Source organism: Arachnia propionica (assembly GCF_003932785.1).
GTDB classification, from domain to species: Bacteria; Actinomycetota; Actinomycetes; order Propionibacteriales; family Propionibacteriaceae; genus Arachnia; species Arachnia propionica_B.
Genome location: NZ_RQYT01000002.1, coordinates 167003 through 185169 on the forward strand (window position 1 = coordinate 167003; position 18167 = coordinate 185169).

The 18167-nt window shown below is 68.7% G+C and carries 16 protein-coding genes; 3 read left to right on the forward strand and 13 right to left on the reverse strand.

The window, feature by feature from the left end:
* Positions 1–4 precede the first annotated feature (4 nt).
* The 7 genes from EII35_RS02105 to EII35_RS02135 are packed head-to-tail and all read right to left on the reverse strand — an operon-like array spanning position 5 to position 7053.
* Positions 5–841 (reverse strand): shikimate dehydrogenase family protein, encoded by an 837-nt coding sequence (locus tag EII35_RS02105; RefSeq protein WP_260464981.1) that lies wholly within the window; start codon positions 839–841, stop codon positions 5–7.
* Complete coding sequence (gene mltG, locus EII35_RS02110; protein WP_185744116.1) at positions 811–1923, reverse strand: endolytic transglycosylase MltG; 1113 nt, start codon at positions 1921–1923, stop codon at positions 811–813. The genes EII35_RS02105 and mltG overlap by 31 nt, the downstream gene beginning before the upstream one ends.
* The gene (gene ruvX / locus EII35_RS02115) at positions 1920–2378 is read right to left on the reverse strand and encodes a Holliday junction resolvase RuvX (protein WP_260464982.1); all 459 of its coding nucleotides are present in this window, start codon (positions 2376–2378) and stop codon (positions 1920–1922) included. Before ruvX ends, mltG begins: the two co-directional genes overlap by 4 nt.
* On the reverse strand, positions 2371–5025 hold the full coding sequence (alaS, locus tag EII35_RS02120; protein ID WP_125226807.1) for an alanine--tRNA ligase: 2655 nt from the start codon (positions 5023–5025) through the stop codon (positions 2371–2373). Before alaS ends, ruvX begins: the two co-directional genes overlap by 8 nt.
* 22 nt (positions 5026–5047) lie before the next feature.
* Positions 5048–5278 (reverse strand): hypothetical protein, encoded by a 231-nt coding sequence (locus EII35_RS02125; RefSeq protein ID WP_125226808.1) that lies wholly within the window; start codon positions 5276–5278, stop codon positions 5048–5050.
* The gene (locus EII35_RS02130) at positions 5275–5652 is read right to left on the reverse strand and encodes a DUF948 domain-containing protein (protein ID WP_260464983.1); all 378 of its coding nucleotides are present in this window, start codon (positions 5650–5652) and stop codon (positions 5275–5277) included. Before EII35_RS02130 ends, EII35_RS02125 begins: the two co-directional genes overlap by 4 nt.
* Before the next feature lie 54 nt (positions 5653–5706).
* Entirely contained in the window at positions 5707–7053 is a 1347-nt protein-coding gene (locus EII35_RS02135; protein WP_125226809.1) for a replication-associated recombination protein A, read from the reverse strand.
* Positions 7054–7178: 125 nt separating this feature from the next.
* Between EII35_RS02135 and EII35_RS02140 the strand changes: the two genes are divergently transcribed.
* Positions 7179–8399: a multidrug effflux MFS transporter gene (locus tag EII35_RS02140; RefSeq protein ID WP_125226810.1), complete on the forward strand. Its 1221-nt coding sequence runs from the start codon at positions 7179–7181 to the stop codon at positions 8397–8399.
* Complete coding sequence (locus EII35_RS02145) at positions 8396–9259, forward strand: EamA family transporter (protein WP_125226811.1); 864 nt, start codon at positions 8396–8398, stop codon at positions 9257–9259. The genes EII35_RS02140 and EII35_RS02145 overlap by 4 nt, the downstream gene beginning before the upstream one ends.
* On the opposite strand, the gene aspS is transcribed toward EII35_RS02145, so the two are convergent.
* The 6 genes from aspS to EII35_RS02175 all read right to left on the reverse strand — a co-directional run bounded on the left by aspS (position 9231) and on the right by EII35_RS02175 (position 16666).
* Positions 9231–11015 (reverse strand): aspartate--tRNA ligase, encoded by a 1785-nt coding sequence (aspS, locus tag EII35_RS02150; protein WP_125226812.1) that lies wholly within the window; start codon positions 11013–11015, stop codon positions 9231–9233. The two genes, EII35_RS02145 and aspS, sit on opposite strands and share 29 nt — an antisense overlap.
* 82 nt (positions 11016–11097) lie before the next feature.
* On the reverse strand, positions 11098–12354 hold the full coding sequence (locus EII35_RS02155) for a Dyp-type peroxidase (RefSeq protein ID WP_125226813.1): 1257 nt from the start codon (positions 12352–12354) through the stop codon (positions 11098–11100).
* Positions 12354–13646 (reverse strand): iron uptake system protein EfeO, encoded by a 1293-nt coding sequence (gene efeO, locus EII35_RS02160; protein ID WP_125226814.1) that lies wholly within the window; start codon positions 13644–13646, stop codon positions 12354–12356. The genes EII35_RS02155 and efeO overlap by 1 nt, the downstream gene beginning before the upstream one ends.
* The gene (gene efeU, locus EII35_RS02165; RefSeq protein WP_125226815.1) at positions 13624–14550 is read right to left on the reverse strand and encodes an iron uptake transporter permease EfeU; all 927 of its coding nucleotides are present in this window, start codon (positions 14548–14550) and stop codon (positions 13624–13626) included. Before efeU ends, efeO begins: the two co-directional genes overlap by 23 nt.
* 96 nt (positions 14551–14646) lie before the next feature.
* On the reverse strand, positions 14647–15981 hold the full coding sequence (gene hisS / locus EII35_RS02170; protein ID WP_125226816.1) for a histidine--tRNA ligase: 1335 nt from the start codon (positions 15979–15981) through the stop codon (positions 14647–14649).
* A gap of 1 nt (position 15982) precedes the next feature.
* A complete protein-coding gene (locus EII35_RS02175) occupies positions 15983–16666 on the reverse strand; it encodes an MBL fold metallo-hydrolase (RefSeq protein WP_125226817.1) in 684 nt (227 codons plus the stop codon).
* A gap of 48 nt (positions 16667–16714) precedes the next feature.
* Between EII35_RS02175 and EII35_RS02180 the strand changes: the two genes are divergently transcribed.
* The gene (locus tag EII35_RS02180; protein WP_125226818.1) at positions 16715–17959 is read left to right on the forward strand and encodes a DUF349 domain-containing protein; all 1245 of its coding nucleotides are present in this window, start codon (positions 16715–16717) and stop codon (positions 17957–17959) included.
* Positions 17960–18167: the final 208 nt, after the last annotated feature.

The following is an 18167-nucleotide window of genomic DNA, read 5'->3' on the forward strand; positions in this document are numbered from 1 at the left end:
TGTGTCAGGAGCCGACCCGCTGCTCGAGTTCCGTCTGCGCCGCGGACAGGGCCGTCTCGAGGTCCAGCGAATGACCGGTCAGCAGCTCGAACTGGTCGACGGCCTGCCCGGCCAGGAGCTCCAGGCCGGTGATGACGGTTTGCGACCCGGCGGCACAGCTGGCGAGCGGGGTCGGCCAGGGATCGTAGACCGCGTCGAAGAGCACCTCGGCGCGGCCCGCCCAGTAGGGGGCTCGCTGTGCAGTGGCCGCGACGGGGATGGTGTTCGCCAGGAGATCCACCGGGAGGATCGCCTCCTCGAGGGGCTGGGCGGTGGTGTCGATGCCGAGCGCGATCCCGAGGTCGACGATCCCGGCGGCCCGGTCGGGATCCCGGGCCAGCACCGTCACCCGGGTGACGGCCAGTCCGGCGAGAGCCACGAGCAGTGACCGCGCGGTGGCGCCGTTGCCGACGATCGCGGCCGATCCCACCGACCGGATCCCGCGTCGTCGGACCGCCCTGACGAATCCAGGGACGTCCGTGTTGTGGACCCGGGGCGTGTCCGAGAAGACGATGGTGTTGGCGGCACCCACCAGGCGTGAGACCGCATCCGGTTCACCCAGGTCGAGCAGCCGGGCCTTGTGGGGGGCGGTGACGCTCAGTCCGGCCCAGTCCCCCTCCTCCCGGCGCGAGGCGACGAACCAGTCGACGTCGCCCGGGGACACCGTGATGGCGTCATAGGTCCAGTCCAGCCCCACCGCCCGGTACCCGGCCCGATGGATGGCCGGCGAGAGCGAGTGCTCGGCCGGATCCCCGATGACGGCGCACCGCATCAGGTGCAGCGCCCGGGGTGGGACTGGCACCAGGCCTGGAACAGTGCGACGTTCTTGTCGTGCTCCGCGCCGGTCTCGGCGAAACGGGTCTCACCGGTGTCGAGATCCACCGTCGTGAAGAACAGGTAGTTGTGGTCCGCCGGACGCATCGCCGCCTCCAGGGCCGCCTTTCCGGGGTTGCTGATGGGTCCGGGCGGCAGGCCCTTGTACATGTACGTGTTGTACGGGGAGTCGACGGCTCGGTCCGCCTCCAGGGTCGTCACCCTGGTGAAATCCCCCACGGCGTAGTGGACGGTGGAGTCGAACTGCAGCGGCATGTCAGCGGCGAGTCGGTTGTAGACCACCCTGGCCACCATGGCCCGGTCCTCGTCCCGGGCCGCCTCACGTTCCACCAGGGAGGCCACGATGAGCACCTCGTAGGGGGACACCCCGAGCGCAGCAGCCGCCGCCTCCAGCTCCACGGCGCCGGCCACCTTGTTGAACTGCGCCACCTGCTGCTTCAGCACCGCGAGCGCGGAGACCGGCTCCGCGACCTCGTAGGTGTCGGGGAACAGGAAACCCTCGGCGTTCCCATTGGCCCAGGACGGCAGGCCGAGCTCCGGGGATGCAGCTGCCTCCTGGAGTTGCTCGATGCTGAGCCCCAGCTCCTCCCCGAGCTCCTTCCACTGCATCACATTGGGCTGCCCCTCCTTGATCCGGACCCTGAGCGCCACCCGGTTGTCCGGGTCCTGCATCATGTCCAGGGCCGTCTTGGCCGGGATCTCGGTGCGGAACCGGTAGCGCCCCCAGTCGAGTTTGGCCGTCGGGTTGTTTCGCGCAACCTTTCGGAAGGTGGAAACAGACTTGATCACTCCGTTGCTCACCAGGATGTTTCCGATGTCCGTGGCACTGGAGCCCTCCGGGATGAACAGCACCACCTCCTCCCGGCCCTCGCCGACGAAGTCCTCCTCGGCGCGCCAAGAAACCCACGTGTCGCGAGCCTTGTCAAAGACGAACCAGCCGCCGCCTACGAGCACGAACAGGGCGAGCAGCACCGCGAAGGCACTGCGGGCGTGATAGCCGAACTTGCGCCAGTTGAACTTGGCGTCGTTGTCGACGAATGCGGGACTCACTCCGTCTCCTCTCCAAGGGCCGTCCCGGCCGAGGCACCACTGGCCTCGAGATCCAGTGCCCGTTGCAGGATCTCGACCGCCGCCGCCTGGTCGATGACCGATCGTTGTCGGCGTTGGGAACGCCCGACGCTTCCAAGACTACGCGACGCCCCGGCCGTACTGAGTCGCTCGTCGACGAGACGGATCGGGACGCCGGGGACGCGGGCCGCGAGCAGCCCCGCCTGTTGGATGACGAACTCTGCTGCGAAGGAGCGTTCCCCCTTCAGGGTCAGTGGCAGCCCCACGTAGATGATGCCCGGCTCGTACTCGGCCACCAGCTCCGCCAGGCGGCCCAACTCCCCGCCGTTGACCGCGATCGTCTCGACCGGGTAGGCGAACCGGGTGCCGCGGTTGCTCGCGGCCACCCCGATCCTGGCCTTGCCCCAGTCGATACCGAGGCGTCCCCCATCAGCCACGAGCCGCCAAGCAGGCCTCGACCGCGGCCACGGCCTGCGGCGCCGCATCCGGGTTGGAGCCACCGCCCTGGGCGAGATCGTCCTTTCCGCCGCCCTTGCCGCCCATGGCCTCGCAGGCGACGGCGATGAGTGCACCCGCCCTGATCCCGAGTTCCCGGGCACCTGCGTTCGTGGCGACGACGGCAGCAGCCTTGGTCCCGGCGCCTCCCGCGAGGGCCACGACTCCCGGCTCCTCGCCGAGCCGCTCCCTGAGATCCAGCGCGAGGGTCCTGAGGTCCCCGCCTGCCACGCCGGGCAACGCCACCCCGACGAGCCGCACCCCGCCAACCATGCGCGCCCCGTCGACCAGCTCACCGGCGCGGGCGACCAGTTTCTCGGCCTGGAGCGCCGCGATCTGCTTCTCCGCGGCCTTCAACTGGGTGACGAGCTTCTCGACCCGCTCGACCAGCTGATCCGGCTGGACCCGGAGGCTGTCGGTGAGCGTGTTGACGAGGGCACGTTCAGCGGCGAACCGGTCGAACGCATCCGCGGCGACCAGGGCCTCCACCCGTCGCACCCCGGAACCGATGGACGATTCGCTCAACAGATTCAGCATCCCGATCTGCGCGGTGTTGGGCACGTGGGTGCCGCCGCACAGTTCCCGGGACCAGGGGCCCGCCAACTCGACCATCCGGACGATCGGCGGGTACTTCTCCCCGAACATGGCCATGGCACCGAGCGCCTTGGCCTCCTCCAGGGGCATCTCCTGGGCCGTGACCTCGAATCCCTCGCGGATCGCCTCGTTCGCGCGCTGCTCGATCTCCAGTCGGAGCGCATCCCCCAGCCCCTGGGTGGAGGAGAAGTCGAAGCGGAGGTACCCCGGCTTGTTGTAGGAACCGGCCTGGGTGGCGGTGGATCCGACGAGCTCGCGCAGGGCGGCGTGGATGATGTGGGTGGCGGTGTGGGCCTGGGATCCGGCATGACGAGCCTGGGCATCCACACGGGCCGCGCTGCTGGAACCGACGGCCACGTCCCCCAGCAGCTGTACCCGGTGGACGATGAGGCCCGGCACGGGGCGCTGGACGTCAAGGACGTCGGCCTGCCACCCGTCCCCGGAGATCTGCCCGGAGTCGGCCTCCTGACCACCTGACTCGGCGTAGAAAGGGGTGGCGTCGAGCACGAGCTCAACGACGCTGCCGTCGGTCGCGGAATCCACGACCTCACCGTCGGCGATGATCCCGATCACCCGGGCGTCGTGCTCGAGCTCGGTGTAGCCCACGAAGGGGGTCTCAGCGCGCTCGCGCAGCTCCCGATAGGCGTCGAGGCTGGCGGAGCCGCCCTTCTTGGCCCGGGCATCCGCCCTCGCGCGGTCCTTCTGCTCCTGCATGAGCGCCCGGAAACGGTCGCGGTCCACGTCGAGACCGGCCTCGGCGGCCATCTCCAGGGTGAGGTCGATGGGGAAACCGTAGGTGTCGTGCAGCTGGAAGGCATCCTCGCCGGGCAGGGAGGAGCTGCCCTCGTCCTTCGCGCGACGCACCGCGAGGTCGAAGATCTGCGTCCCGGCGGCCAGGGTCCGCCGGAAGCTCTCCTCCTCGTGCCCGCTGACCTGGGCGACCCGGTCCCAGGCCTCGAGGATCTCCGGGTAGGAGATGCTCATGACGTCCCGGCTCACGGGGAGCAACTCGCCCAGCACGGGCTCCTCGACGCCCAGCAGCCGCATGGCGCGGATGGACCGGCGCAGCAGGCGACGCAGCACGTAGCCGCGGGCCTCGTTGCCGGGGGTCACCCCGTCGGTCATGAGCATGAGCGAGGAACGGATGTGGTCCGCGACGACGCGGAACCGGATGTCGTCGACGGGATCCGCCCCGTAGCGACGACCCGACAGTTCGGCGGCCTTGGCGATGACCGGGTAGACCTCGTCCGTCTCGTACATGTTCGCCACGCCCTGGAGCAGGTACGCGGTCCGCTCCAACCCGCCACCGGTGTCGATGTTGCGGGTGGCCAGCGACCGGACGACGTCGAAGCGGTCCTTCGCCGTGACGTTGGTGATCTCCTCCTGCTGGAAGACCAGGTTCCAGATCTCGAGGAAACGGTCCTCGTCAGCCTCTGGTCCCCCGTCCGGTCCGAACTCCGGGCCACGGTCGATGTAGATCTCCGAGCAGGGACCGCCGGGGCCGGGAACGCCCATGTGCCAGTAGTTGTCCTTGTGGCCACGCTCCTGGATCCGTGATCGGGGCACCCCGGCCTTCTGCCAGAGGTCGATGGTCTCCTGGTCGCCGTGGAGCGCCGTCACCCAGACCTGATCCGGGTGGAAGCCGAAACCACCGTTGTGGGCCTCCGAGGTCACCAACTCCCACGCGTAGTTGATGGCGCCTTCCTTGAAGTAGTCCCCGAACGAGAAGTTCCCCGTCATCTGGAAGAACGTGCCGTGCCGGGTGGTCCTGCCCACCTCGTCGATGTCCAGGGTGCGCACGCACTTCTGCACGCTCACGGCGCGTTTGAAGGGGGTCGGCTCCTCTCCCATGAAGTAGGGCTTGAACGGGACCATTCCAGCGTTGACGAACAGCAGGGTGGGGTCGTTGTACAGCAGCGAGGCCGAGGGGACGATGGTGTGTCCGTTCCTCGCGAAGTACTCGATGAACCGGCTCCGAATCTCGGAGATCTTCATGCGTGGATTCCTTGTGGTTGGGTCACGGGGTGACCTCGAGGTTGAGCTCCTGACGGAGTTCCTCCTCGCGGGCCCGCTTGGCTGACTGGAAGGTGGCGTAGAACTCGCCGATGCTGGAGGCGGCGCGCCGGCCGGTGTTCTCGACGCGTTCGGCGACCCCCTTGGGGGTGAACTGTCGCAGCCAGCGCCTGCCGTTGATCGCGACGGCGATCGTGGTCGCGACCCCGGCCATGAACCAGAAGAGCCGACTCACTTCCTACGTCCTTTCAGTGCGGCTCGCACCCCGTGGGTGAGGGCGGCGGCCTTGACGACGGGGCGTCCGAGGGTGACGACGAACAGCTGGGACAGGCTCGCGGCGTTCTCGCTCACCACGGTGGCGTGGCCGGACACCTTGGCGAGGTCCTCCGTCACGAGGGAGAGCTTGGCGATCTCGTCGTTGGTGTTCTCGACGGTGCTGCGCAGCTCGTGGAGAACCGGCACCGAGTGCTGCCCCAGGTCCCGCACCGCGAGACGGACCTCGTCGAGGGTCCTGCCGAGCTTGAGGAGGGGAACAGCGGCCAACCCGACGAGCACACACAGGGCGACGGCGGCGATCAGACCCGCCACTTCGCCAAGGGTCACGGTCATGTTCTTCTTCCTTCCGGGTCGCTGTTCCGCGCCAACTCTAGCCGACGGGGGACGTCAACGACCCAGCAGCCGACGCACATTGGCGAGCTGTTCCCCAACGGCCGCCTCCGCTCCGTGCGTCGTCGGCAGGTAGTAGCGCGCCTCGCGGAGGTCCTCGGGCAGGTAGGTCTGCTGGGCCACCCCCTCGGCGGTGTCGTGGGGATACACGTATCCCTGGCCATGGCCCAGCGCCTTGGCGCCGGCGTAGTGGGCGTCCCTCAGGTGGGCGGGCACCTCCCGTCCCCTGCCGGCACGCACGTCCTGCAATGCCGCCTCGATGGCCAGGTAGGCCGCGTTCGACTTGGGGGCGGCCGCAGCGGCGACGGTGGCATGGGCCAGGGTGATCCTCGCCTCCGGCATCCCGAGCAGCTGGACCGCCTGGGCCGCCGCGACGCAGGTCGCCAGCACCCCGGAGGCAGCCATGCCGATGTCCTCACTCGCGGAGATCATCAGTCGGCGCGCGATGAAGCGCGGATCCTCCCCCGCCTCGAGCATCCGCGCCAGATAGTGCAGGGCCGCATCGACATCGGAACCGCGGATCGACTTGATGAAGGCGGAGATCACGTCGTAGTGCTGGTCCCCGTCACGGTCGTAGCGCACCGCGGCCCGATCGACCGCCTGCGTGAGCACCTCGGGGGTGATCTCGGCGAGCGACAGGGCCTCGGCCGAGGCGGCGGCCTCCTCGAGGTAGGTGAGCGCCCGACGCGCGTCGCCCCCGGAGAGCCGGACGAGGTCCTCCCTTGCCTCGGGGCTGAGCCCCATACGCCCGCCTAGCCCACGATCATCGGTCACCGCCCGATCGATCAGGGCCGCGATGTCCTCGTCGGTGAGGGGATGGAGACGCAGGAGCAGGGAACGGGACAGCAGTGGCGAGATCACCGAGAAGCTCGGGTTCTCGGTCGTGGCGGCGATGAGGGTGACCAGCCGGTTCTCCACGGCGGGCAGGAGGGCGTCCTGCTGGGACTTCGAGAACCGGTGCACCTCGTCGATGAACAACACGGTCGAGCGTCCCTTCGCCAGTTCCGCACGTGCCCGATCCAGCTCCGCCCGCAGCTCCTTCACCCCGACGGTGACCGCGGACAGCTCCACGAAGCGCGCCCCGGAGGCCCGGGAGACGATGGAGGCGAGCGTGGTCTTGCCCACCCCCGGGGGGCCCCAGAGGAACACGCTCATGGGCTGGCCTGCCACGAGACGGCGCAGCGGCGACCCGGGGGTCAGCAGGTGCTGCTGACCGACGATCTCCTCAAGGGATGCCGGCCGCATCCGGACTGCGAGTGGGGCTCCATCGCTCCGGGTATCCGCCAGCGACCCCCCGGTGCGTGCCGGTGTCGGGTCGATGTTGCCGAACAGGTCCTCGTTCACGGGCACCCACTCTATAGAGCGGATGCCCGCGACAGCCTCGGCGCTCGGCGGTCGTGGCTCGGGCGTAGTAGGTTGTTCCTCTCCCCTGTTCCGCCCTCACCCCGGTTTCCTGCTCTGGAGGACCCATGAGTGAACATCTCGGGGACCGCTTCAGCACCCGCCGCCGCGTGGCGATCATCGTCACCCTGGGGCTGCTCACCGGTCTCGGCCCGTTCACGATCGACCTGTACCTGCCGACCTTCCCCAACCTCAAGCTGGACCTGGTGATCACGGACCCGCAGGTCCAGATGACCCTGTCCGCCACGACCCTCGGATTTGCGCTCGGCCAGCTGCTGGTCGGGCCGGTCAGTGACCGCTTCGGGCGGCGGATCCCCCTTGTGGTCGCCTGTGCCGTGCACATCATCGCCTCGGTGCTCGTGGCCGCCGCCCCCAACGTGGTCTTCCTGACCGCAATGCGGGCGCTGCAGGGCATCGGGGCGGCGGGCGGGGCCGTGGTTGCGATGGCGATGGCACGGGATCTGTTCTCCGGGAAACGGTTGGTGGTGATGATGTCCCGGTTGGCCCTGGTCAACGGGTTGGCCCCGATCCTCGCCCCCGTGATCGGTTCCTGGCTGGTGACCGTGACCCACTGGCGGGGCGTGTTCTGGGCGTTGGCCGGGTACGGCACCCTGGTGCTCCTGCTCCTGGTCCTCCTCATCCCGGAGACCCGTACGCCTGCCGAACGCACCCGTGGCGGGGTCCACGAGCTGTTCCAGGCCTACCGGCGGGTGCTGGGTGACCGGTTGTTCCTCGGCATGCTCGGTACCGGCGGGTTCGCCTTCGCCGGGTTGTTCAGCTACGTCTCGACCTCCTCCACCCTGTTGCAGGAGACCTTCGGGCTGACCGAATCACAGTTCGGGTTGGTCTTCGCCATCTGCTCGGTGGGGGTGTTCCTCGGTGTGCAGAGCGGTAGCCGCCTCGCCCCACGCCTCGGTCCCCAGTGGGTGCTGGCGGCCGGGACGGCAGGCATGATCCTCGCGGCGTCGTTGTTGTTGCTGCTTGATGCCGCGCGGATCGGACACATCCCGTTGATCCCGGCGATGTTCGCCTTCACCCTGTCCTTCGGGTGCTGTGCCCCGAACGTCAACGTGCTGGCCTTGCAGAACCACCGGGCGGACTCCGGGGTGGCGGCCTCCCTCATGGGGGCGAGCTTCATGATCCTCGCCGCCTCGGTGGGGCCGATCATCGGGCTGTTCCCCCTCACCTCGGCGGCTCCCATGGCGCTGGCGATGCTGATCTGCGCCCTGCTCTCGACCACGATGTTGTGGACGGTCGCCCGCCCACGGAGCATCACCTTCCAGCTGTGAACGCCCTGCTCGGGCGGATCCCGGCGGTTGTGCTGGTGCTGGCCGCCATCGTCTCCGTGCAACTGGGCTCCTCCCTGGCGAAGGGGCTCTTCACGGCCGCGCCCCCTCTCGTGGCGGCCTGGCTGCGGGTGACCGGTGCCGCCCTGCTGCTCGGGGTCATCGTGCGTCCCCGCCTGACCGGCCGCACCCCTGCCCAGTGGCGGCTCGTGATCGCCCATGCCGTGTGCCTGACCGGCATGAATGCGGTCTTCTACGAGGCGATCCGGCGGATCCCGGTGGGGATGGCCGTCACCTTCGAGTTCCTCGGCCCCCTGCTGGTGGCGATCCTCACCACGCGTCGACGCAGCGACTGGCTGTGGGCGTTGCTCGCGGCCGTCGGGGTGGCGATGCTGGGGTTCAGTCCGGAGCCCCTCGATCCCGTCGGGGTGGTGTTCGCCCTGACCGCGGGTGGCTGCTGGGCGCTGTACATCATGCTCACCCCCCGCTTGGCCGAGCAGTGGGAGGGCTTCACGGGTCTCGCGACGGGGATGGCCCTCGGCACGGTGCTGCTCGGGCCCCTCGCCGTCCTGGCGACGCCCGGGTTCGGTCCGTGGTACGTCCATCCCTCGGTGTGGGTGATGGGTCTGGGACTGGGTCTGCTGAGTTCCGCGCTCCCCTACGGGCTGGAGCTGCGTGCACTCGAGCGCATGCCCCGCTCGACCTTCGGGATCCTCATGGCCCTCGAACCGGCTGCGGCGGCCCTCGTGGCGTGGGGGTGGCTCGGGGAGTCCCTGGGCTGGCACGAACTCGCCGCGATGACCATGGTCATCGCGGCGAGTGTCGGTACCGTCGTCAGCGCTCGGCGGGATCCTTCGGGGTGAAGTCCACCCCCGCCTCCTTGCGCTGCTGCGCCGTGATGGGTGCCGGGGCCGCGGTGAGTGGATCGTAGCCACCGCCGGACTTCGGGAAGGCGATGACATCGCGGATCGACTCGGATCGGCTCAACAGCGCCACGATCCGGTCCCAGCCGAAGGCGATGCCGCCGTGCGGCGGGGCCCCGAAGCTGAAGGCCTCGAGGAGGAAGCCGAACTTCTCCTGGGCCTCCTCGATACTGATGCCCATGACCTTGAAGACCCGTTCCTGGACATCCCGACGGTGGATACGGATCGAGCCACCACCGATCTCGTTGCCGTTGCAGACCATGTCGTAGGCGTAGGCAAGGGCCTCGCCGGGGTTCTCGTCGAAGGAGTCGAGCCACTCGGGCTTGGGCGAGGTGAAGGCGTGGTGGACGGCCGTCCAGGCCCCACCACCGACGGCGACGTCCCCGTCAGCCCGCGCCTCGGACGCAGGCTTGAACAGCGGCGCATCCACGACCCACACGAAGCTCCAGGCGGACTCGTCGATGAGGTCGCACCGACGGGCGATCTCGTTGCGAGCGGCCCCGAGGAGGTTCTGCGACGCGGTCCGCTCGCCGGCCGCGAAGAAGATGCAGTCACCGGGGCGGGCACCGGTCAGTTCGGGCAACGCCACCAGTTCACGCTCCGAGAGGTTCTTCGCCACGGGACCACCCAGCTCCCCCGTCTCGGAGACGGTGACGTAGGCCAGTCCCTTCGCCCCACGCTGCTTCGCCCACTCCTGCCAGGCGTCGAAGGTGCGACGCGGCTGGGAGGCCCCACCCGGCATGACGACGGCGCCGACGTAGGGGGCCTTGAACACCCGGAACTCGGTGTCGGCGAACAGCTCGGTGAGTTCGGTCAGTTCGACCTCGAACCGCAGATCCGGCTTGTCCGAGCCGTATCGGTTCATGGCCTCCGCGAACGGCAGCCGCGGGAAGGGGGTGGGCAGGTCGACGCCGATGAGGGCCCAGACCTCCTTGGCGATGGCCTCCCCGAGTTCGATCACGTCCTCCTGGTCAACGAAGCTCATCTCGATGTCGAGCTGGGTGAACTCGGGCTGCCGGTCGGCGCGGAAGTCCTCGTCGCGGTAGCAACGAGCGATCTGGTAGTAGCGTTCCATGCCCGCCACCATGAGCAGCTGCTTGAACAGCTGCGGGCTCTGCGGGAGGGCGTACCAGGAGCCAGGGCTGAGCCGGGCGGGGACGAGGAAGTCCCGGGCCCCCTCCGGGGTGGAGCGGGTGAGCGTCGGCGTCTCGATCTCGACGAAGTCCCGCTCCCCCAGCACCTTCCGTGCAGCCTGGTTGACCCTGGAGCGCAGCCGGATCGCCGCCGCCGGAGCGGGACGGCGCAGGTCGAGGTAGCGGTACTTCAGACGCGCCTCCTCGCCGACGCTGACCCGCTCGTCGATCTGGAACGGCAGCGGGGCGGCCGGGTTGAGGACCTCGAGCTCCGAGATCGCCACCTCGATCTCACCCGTGGGCAGTTCCGGGTTGGCGTTGCCCTCGGGACGCACCTCGACGACGCCCGTCACCCGGATGCAGAACTCGTTGCGGAGGTCATGGGCTCCGGAGGACTCCAACACCTCGTCGCGCACGACGACCTGGGCGATCCCGGAGGCGTCCCTCAGATCGATGAAGGCGACGCCGCCATGGTCACGTCGCTTGGCGACCCATCCCGCCAGGATCACCTCCTTGCCGGCATCGGTGGCCCGAAGCTCTCCGGCGTCACGGGTGCGAAGCATCTGTCTCCCTCTCTCATGCGGCCCGCGGAGCGCCGGACCGAGCGCGCGTCACTCTACCGGACGGGCGCGCGGTCCGACGCGCTCAGCCGAACAGCCCCTCCCCGACGAAACCACCCTCGGCGCACCCGGGGGGCACGAGATAGACCCCAGTACCCAGGGTCTTGAGGTACTCGACGAACATGTCGTCGCGGGCCATGTTCCGGTGCACCTTCGCGAAACGCGACGGCTCCTTCACGTAGGCGATGAAGAACAGACCCGCCGCGAGCCGTCCCTGCTCGTCGGAGCCGTCCACGTAGTTGTAGGCCCGGCGGAGCATGTGGATGCCGTCGTTGTTGTCGGGGTGGGTACGCGCGACGTGCGACCGCGGGTCGATCAGCGGCTGCCCGTTCTCACCCGCCTTCGCGAAGTCGGGGGGCGTGAACTCGTCCCCACCCGACAGGGGCGCCCCGGTGCCCTTGGCCCGTCCCAGGACCCGATCCTGCTCGCCGAGCTGCAACCCGTCCCACACCTCGATGGTCATGGAGATCTTCCGGGCGACGAGATAGGAGCCGCCGTGCGACCACGCCGGGCCGTCGGAGATCCAGACGTGTTCCGCGAGCTTCTCGGTGTCCTCCGCGCGGAGGTTGTTCGTCCCGTCCTTCTGCCCGAACAGGTTGCGCGGCGTCGGTTGCTCCTTCGTGGTGGAGGAGGCACGCCCGAACCCCAGCTGGGCCCACCTGAGGCTGGCCCGGCCGAAGGCGATCCGGGTGAGGTTCCGGATGGCGTGGACCGCCACCTGCGGGTCGTTGGCGCAGGCCTGGATGCACAGGTCACCGTCGGAGATGGCCGGTTTGATGAAGTCGTTGACCATCTTCGGCAGACCCGTGAACGCCTCCGGCAGCTGCTCCGCGATGCCGAATCGGTCGTCGCCGTCGGTGTCGAGGAACAGGGTGCGTCCCAGGCCGAACGTGAGGGTGAGACCGTTCGGACCGTGATCGGCCGCCTCGCCCGTGTCGACGGGTGGCGCGAGGGGATCCCCGTCGAAGGCTCCCCCCGCCCCCACCGGTAGGCCGAGGACCATCCGAGAGGCCGCGTAGCTCCAGTCCTGGAGCAGCTCCTTGAGATCCTCGCGGGACTGGCCGGGCATCATGTCGAAGGCCGCGAAGTGGAGCTGTTCCTGGGCGGGGGTGATGATCCCGGCCTGGTGTTCACCGTGGAAGGGATACTCGACGGCGCCCAGGTCCTCCGTCCCGTCGGCGGGGGAGGTGGCGCGGCCGGCGAAGAAGCCGCCCACCCCCACACCGACGGCACCCGCCGTGGCGCCCGACCAGGCGAGCATGCCCCTGCGGGAGAGAGCCATCACTGCTCCTGGATGCCGAGAACGGTGACGGTGAGCTTCGAGAGGGGCTCCCGCAGCGCGTTGATCTGGTCGCTCAGCTCCTTCTGCTGCTCCGAGGTCACCTGGTCGTAGAGCACGAAGCCCTTCTCGAGGCTGCCGTACTTCGCCAGCAGCGCCTGGAGCTCGTCGAACTCCTTGCGGATCTCCGCGACCAGGGACTTGCCCTCCTCACCCTTGCGCTCCGCGATGGGGGCGACGAGGTCGAAGGCGATACGAGCGCCGTCGAGGTTGGCCTGGAAGTCCCACAGGTCGTAGTGGCTCCACCAGTTCTCCTCGCCCGTGACCTTGCCGACGGCGATCTCCTCGAGCAGGGCCGACGCCCCGTTCGAGACGGTCGAGATGTTCAGCTCGTTGTCCTTGATGAACGACTCCGAGGAGACGAGTTCGTTCAGCTTCTTCACGTCCGCGATGAGCGTCTCACCGATCATCTTCCGCTGCTCCGGGGTGGACGGCTGCCAGCCTTCATGGGCGGGGGTGCCGTCGGGCTGCACCGCGTCCTCCGCGGGAACCCAGAGATCCTTCTCGATGCGGTGGAAGCCCAGCCATTCGGTGAACGTGGGGTCATCGGCCTTGAGGGCATCGGCCTCCGCGAGGTAGTCGATCTCCCGGTAGTCGATGCGGGGGTCGAGCACCCCGAGGGTCTCCGCGATGGGCTCGATGCGCTCGTAGTGGACACGGATCTTCGCGTAGAGGTCACGGGCCTTGTCGTCGTCGCCGTCGATGTAGGCCTTGGCGAACTCCTCGACCTTGGGTTCGAGCTCGGAGACCTCGTTGCGCACGAAGGCGAAGTAGTCGGTGACGGCCTTGGCGAACAGCTCCTGGTCCTCACCGGTGAGCTCCACCGCCTCGCCGGTGACCTTGAAGGCCGCCTGCCCGACGTTCTCACCCCGCATTCCGGGCTTGCAGGCGGTGAAGTACTCCCCGGGCTGCAGCGACACCGTGAGCTCGGCCGAGGCGCCGGCGGCGATGTTCTCCTTCTCGGAGACGATCCGCAGACCGTCGGAGCCCAGCAGGTAGAACTCGGTGGTGCGCGGGCCGTCGTTCTTGATGGAGAAGGTGACGTTGCCGGACTTCGCCTCCGCGGCGGAGACCTTGCAGTCGGTGTCCGTGGAGACGACCGAGATGGGCCCCGCGGCGGCGCCCTGGGCGGCGGCGGAGGACGAGGTCGTGGCGGGCTTGTTCTCGGTGCACCCGGTGAGCACGAGTGCCCCGGCGGCCAGGGCGGCGAGGCTACGCAGACTGAGGGACTTCATGGGATTCCTTTCGAGGGGTGGCGTGACGCACACGCCTGATGAACATGGGCAGGACGATGGCGAGGTAGATGGCCCAGGCGGTGATCTCGAGCCAACTCATGAGCGGGGTGAAACCGACCGTCCCCTTGAGCAGTGCGGCGAGCCAGCTGTCAGGAGCGATGACATCCTGCAGGTCGAAGGCCCACCCGAAGGGGAAGGGCGCCCCCCAGTACGGGATCTCCGTGAAGAATCCGACGAGGACCTCGCCGGTGCGGAAGTTGACGGGGGTGATCGGGGCCCCCGAGAAGGGGCCCGGCAGGAACCGCGCCTCCTGGAGGTCGTGGATTCCGTAGGCGAGGATGCCTGCCGTCATGATGATGAGAAGGGTGCCGGTCCAGGCGAAGAAGGTGGAGAACCTGATCCTGAGCATCCCCTTGTAGACGAACCATCCCATGATGGCCGCCGTGACGAGGCCGATGAGGGCTCCGGCGAGCGCGACGGGCTCCGTCAGCCAGGCCCACAGCATGAGGGTCGTCTCGATGCCCTCACGGCCGACCGAGATGAAGGCGAGACCGAACATCCCCCAGCCCGTGCCGATCGCCGTGGCGGCGCTGCTCTCCAGCTCCGCCTTCATGGTGCGACCGGCACGCAGCATCCAGAAGACCATCCAGGTCACCATGACGACGGCGAGCAGCGACATGCCACCACCCAGGAGTTCCTGTCCCTCGAAGCTCAGTCCGTAACGCCCGAAGGTGAACGCCGCTCCGAGGAGGAGGGAGGCGGTGATGGCGATGCCCACCCCCAGCCAGATGCGGGGAACGACATCCCTGCGCTGCTGCTTGAGGACGTAGGCGATGAGGATGCCGATGATGAGGGAGGCCTCGAGCCCTTCACGCAGTCCGATGAGGAAGGCTCCCAGGAACATGCGACTCCGTTTCGCCAAGTCCTCATTGCTCTAATGAGGCGAGGCGAGCCTAACCAAGGTGAGGGTGTGAAAGCAACCACCCTCAGGGGCGTTCCGTCACTCGGATGCGGTGACCCTTGGGTGCAGGTCAGCCTCGGGCGGGAACCACCCGGCGGGATCCGCCGGCTCCTGATGGCCGGATCGGATGTCCTTGACCGAGTCGTCGTGTCCGGCCCCGAACCACACGAAGGGGATCCCCCGTCGCTCCGCGTGGCGGATCTGGCGGCCGAACCTGTCCGCCTTCGGGGCCACCTCGCACGGGATGCCCCGGGCGCGCAGCTGCCGCGCGACGTCGAGAGCCGATCCCCTCGACTCCTCGTCGTCCACGGCCACGAGCACCGCCGACGGCACGGAACGCGACGCCGTGAGCCTTCCCTTGCCGATGAGCGGCGCCAGGATGCGGGTGACCCCGAACGAGTAACCCACCCCGGGGAAGGTGACCTTGCCGTCGGAGGCCAGCGAGTCGTAGCGTCCTCCGGAGCCGACCGAGCCCATCCGCTCGAAACCGTGCATGACCGTCTCGTAGACCATGCCGGTGTAGTAGTCCAGACCGCGGGCGATCCTGAGGTCGGCGACGACCCGGCCCGGTTCCTGCCTCGCGGCGATGCGGATGAGTGCGGCGAGTTCCTCGAGTCCCGCGTCGAGGAGATCGTGCTGCACGCCGAGGGCGCGCACCTTGTCGACGAAGGATTCGTCCTCGGACTGGATGCCTGCCAGACCGACGCAGGCCCTGGCCTGGGCCGGAGCGAGTCCAACCTGCTCCTGAAGGAGGTCGGTGACGGCATCCGGCCCGATCTTGTCGTACTTGTCGACCCGCTGCAGCACCGCGGCCGGATCCTCGATGCCGAGGCCCCGGTAGAACCCCTCGGAGAGCTTCCGGTTGTTGACCCGGATGCTGACGGTTGGCAGGCCGAGCTCGACGTGGAGCCGACTGAACACGTCGAGGGCCACGAGCGGGATCTCCACGTCGTGGTGCTCCGCGAGCTGGTCCTGGCCGACGATGTCGATGTCGGCCTGCGTGAACTCGCGGTACCGACCCTCCTGGGGCCGTTCCCCCCGCCAGACCTTCTGGATCTGGTGACGGCGGAAGGGGAAGACGAGGTGCCCTGCGTGCTCGAGCACATAGCGGGCGAAGGGAACCGTGAGGTCGAAGTGCAGCCCCAGTTCATCGGTTTCCCCCTCGGCGGCGTGGAGCCGCCGCACGACGTAGACCTCCTTCTCGATCTCGCCCTTGCGGGCGAGTTGATCGAGGGGTTCCACGGCGCGGGTCTCGATGGGGGCGAATCCGTGGAGTTCGAACGTGGTGCGGATCACGTCGAGGACCCTCGACTCCACGATGCGCCCCTCGGGCAGGAACTCGGGGAATCCGGAAATGGGTTTGGGGCGGGCCATGTCAGTTCTCCAGGAAGTCGGGTTGCAGGTACGGGTTGTGCCGACGCTCGGCGGCCATGGTGGTGGCGGCACCGTGCCCGGGAAGAAGCACGGCATCCGCGGGGAGGAGGTCGACGAGCCGACGCAGACTCGCCTTCATGACCGCCCCATCCCCTCCGGGCAGGTCGGTGCGCCCGATGGTGCCCTGGAAGATGACGTCCCCGGTGAGGAACACGGTCTCCGTGCCGTCGGAGATCTCCAGCACGGTGGAACCGGGGGTGTGCCCGGGGGCCGGGATGGCGCGACAGGTCAGGGGCCCGACGGCTGCCACCGCGTCGATGTCCCGCAGATCCTGGGGACGATCCAGCGCGTCACGTTCGATGAGCTGGATGATGAGCGGCACCGCCTCCGCCCCCAGACCGAGGGAGGGTTGCAGCAGCATCGCCTGATCGGCCTCGGCGCAGTGCACGGGCACCCCCCAGACCGCGGCGAGTGTGGCCGCCTCCCCCACGTGGTCGAGATGGCCGTGGGTGACGAGGATGGCCCGGGGCTGCCAGCCGAGTCGGTCGAGGGCCCGGACGATGACCTCGGAACCCATCACCCCGGGATCGACGACGAAGCAGGGCGAACCCTCCCCGGCATCACCGGCAGCGATGAGATGACAGTTCGCCTGCCAGGGCGAGACCGGAACAGTTGTGATGCGCACCCGCCTACTCTATGGCAGTTGCCGGACCCGGCCCGCTAGATTGTTCCCATGAGCGAACAGCAAGCACCCGCGGAGTTCGGACGTGTCGACAGCGACGGCACCGTCTACGTCCGCGTCGGTGACACCGAGAGAAGTGTCGGGCAGGTTCCTGACTCCACCCCCGGGGAGGCCCTCGCGTTCTACACGCGACGCTACGAGAACCTCGCAGCGGAGGTGAGCCTGCTCGTCTCCCGCGTCGAGGCGCAGTCCATGTCGCCGGAGGAGGCACGCAAGGCCATCGCGACGGCGAAGACCCACGTGGCGGAGGCCAACGCGGTGGGTGACCTGCCCGCCCTGACGGCGCGTCTCGAGGCATTGGAGGAGCTGCTGCCCGCGCAGATCGAGGCCCGCAAGGCCGCACGGGCCGAACAGAACGCCGCGACCCTGGCCGCCAAGCAGGCCATGGTCGAGGAGGCGGAGGCGCTCGCCGCCGGCAACGACTGGCGCCGCGGGGTCGACCGCTTCCGGGAACTGCTCGAGGAGTGGAAGACGCTTCCCCGCATCGACCGGACCACCGACAACGAGCTGTGGCATCGGTTCAGTTCGGCCCGCACGCAGTACACGAGGCGACGCAAGGCCCACTTCACGGAACTCAACTCGAAGCGCGACGAGGCCAAGCGCCTCAAGGAGCGCATCATCGAGGAGGCCACTCCCCTGGCGGAGTCCACCGACTGGGGCGCCACGGCCGGTGCGTTCCGGGAGCTCATGTCGCGTTGGAAGGCTGCGGGCGCTGCCCGGCGGAACGAGGACGACGCCCTGTGGGCGAGGTTCCGCGCACTCCAGGACCAGTTCTTCAACGCCCGCACGGCGGCGCAGAACGCACTCGACGGCGAGCACGCCGAGAACCTCGCGGCCAAGGAGGAACTGCTCGCCAAGGCGGAGGCGGACCTCGCCGGGGTCACCGACATCGACCACGCGAAGGCCATCCACCGCGAGTTCCTCGCCAGGTTCAACGAGCTCGGCCATGTGCCGCGGCAGGCGATGAGGGATCTCGACGCCCGGGTCCGCAAGCTCGGTGATCACGTCGCCGAGCTCGAGGCGGAGCGCTGGCGCCGGACCGATCCCGAGGCCCGCAAGCGTGCCGCGGACACCGTCGCACTGTTCCAGGCCCAGGTGGACAAGCTGACCCGGGACCTGGCCGCCGCCGAGGCCAGCGGCGACTCCCGCCGGGCCAAGGACGCTGCGAAGTCCCTCGAGACCTACACCTCCTGGCTGGAGCAGGCCAAGGAGACCCTGAAGGACTTCCAGGACTGAACACACCACATGGTTCGGCCCGGCTCCCCTCATCGGGGGCCGGTCCGAACCATGTCCGGGCTGGATGGTGGAGGTTCCTCAGAGGGTGCGCGGATAGGGGGATCGTCACGAGGATCGACACGGTGACCTCCTGGCAAGGCGGACGACGAAGAGCGCACTGGATCGTGCGTTCAAGGAGGACAACGTCGTCAGGGGGTCACCGGGGTGA

Bases quoted from the DNA above. Each gene is read 5' to 3' on its own strand.
- alaS (WP_125226807.1), bottom strand. From the start codon at position 5,025: ATGAAGATCTCCGAGATTCGGAGCCGGTTCATCGAGTACTTCGCGAGG.
- EII35_RS02130 (WP_260464983.1), bottom strand. From the start codon at position 5,652: ATGACCGTGACCCTTGGCGAAGTGGCGGGTCTGATCGCCGCCGTCGCC.
- EII35_RS02140 (WP_125226810.1), top strand. From the start codon at position 7,179: ATGAGTGAACATCTCGGGGACCGCTTCAGCACCCGCCGCCGCGTGGCG.
- aspS (WP_125226812.1), bottom strand. From the start codon at position 11,015: ATGCTTCGCACCCGTGACGCCGGAGAGCTTCGGGCCACCGATGCCGGC.
- EII35_RS02155 (WP_125226813.1), bottom strand. From the start codon at position 12,354: ATGGCTCTCTCCCGCAGGGGCATGCTCGCCTGGTCGGGCGCCACGGCG.
- efeO (WP_125226814.1), bottom strand. From the start codon at position 13,646: ATGAAGTCCCTCAGTCTGCGTAGCCTCGCCGCCCTGGCCGCCGGGGCA.
- efeU (WP_125226815.1), bottom strand. From the start codon at position 14,550: ATGTTCCTGGGAGCCTTCCTCATCGGACTGCGTGAAGGGCTCGAGGCC.
- hisS (WP_125226816.1), bottom strand. From the start codon at position 15,981: ATGGCCCGCCCCAAACCCATTTCCGGATTCCCCGAGTTCCTGCCCGAG.
- EII35_RS02180 (WP_125226818.1), top strand. From the start codon at position 16,715: ATGAGCGAACAGCAAGCACCCGCGGAGTTCGGACGTGTCGACAGCGAC.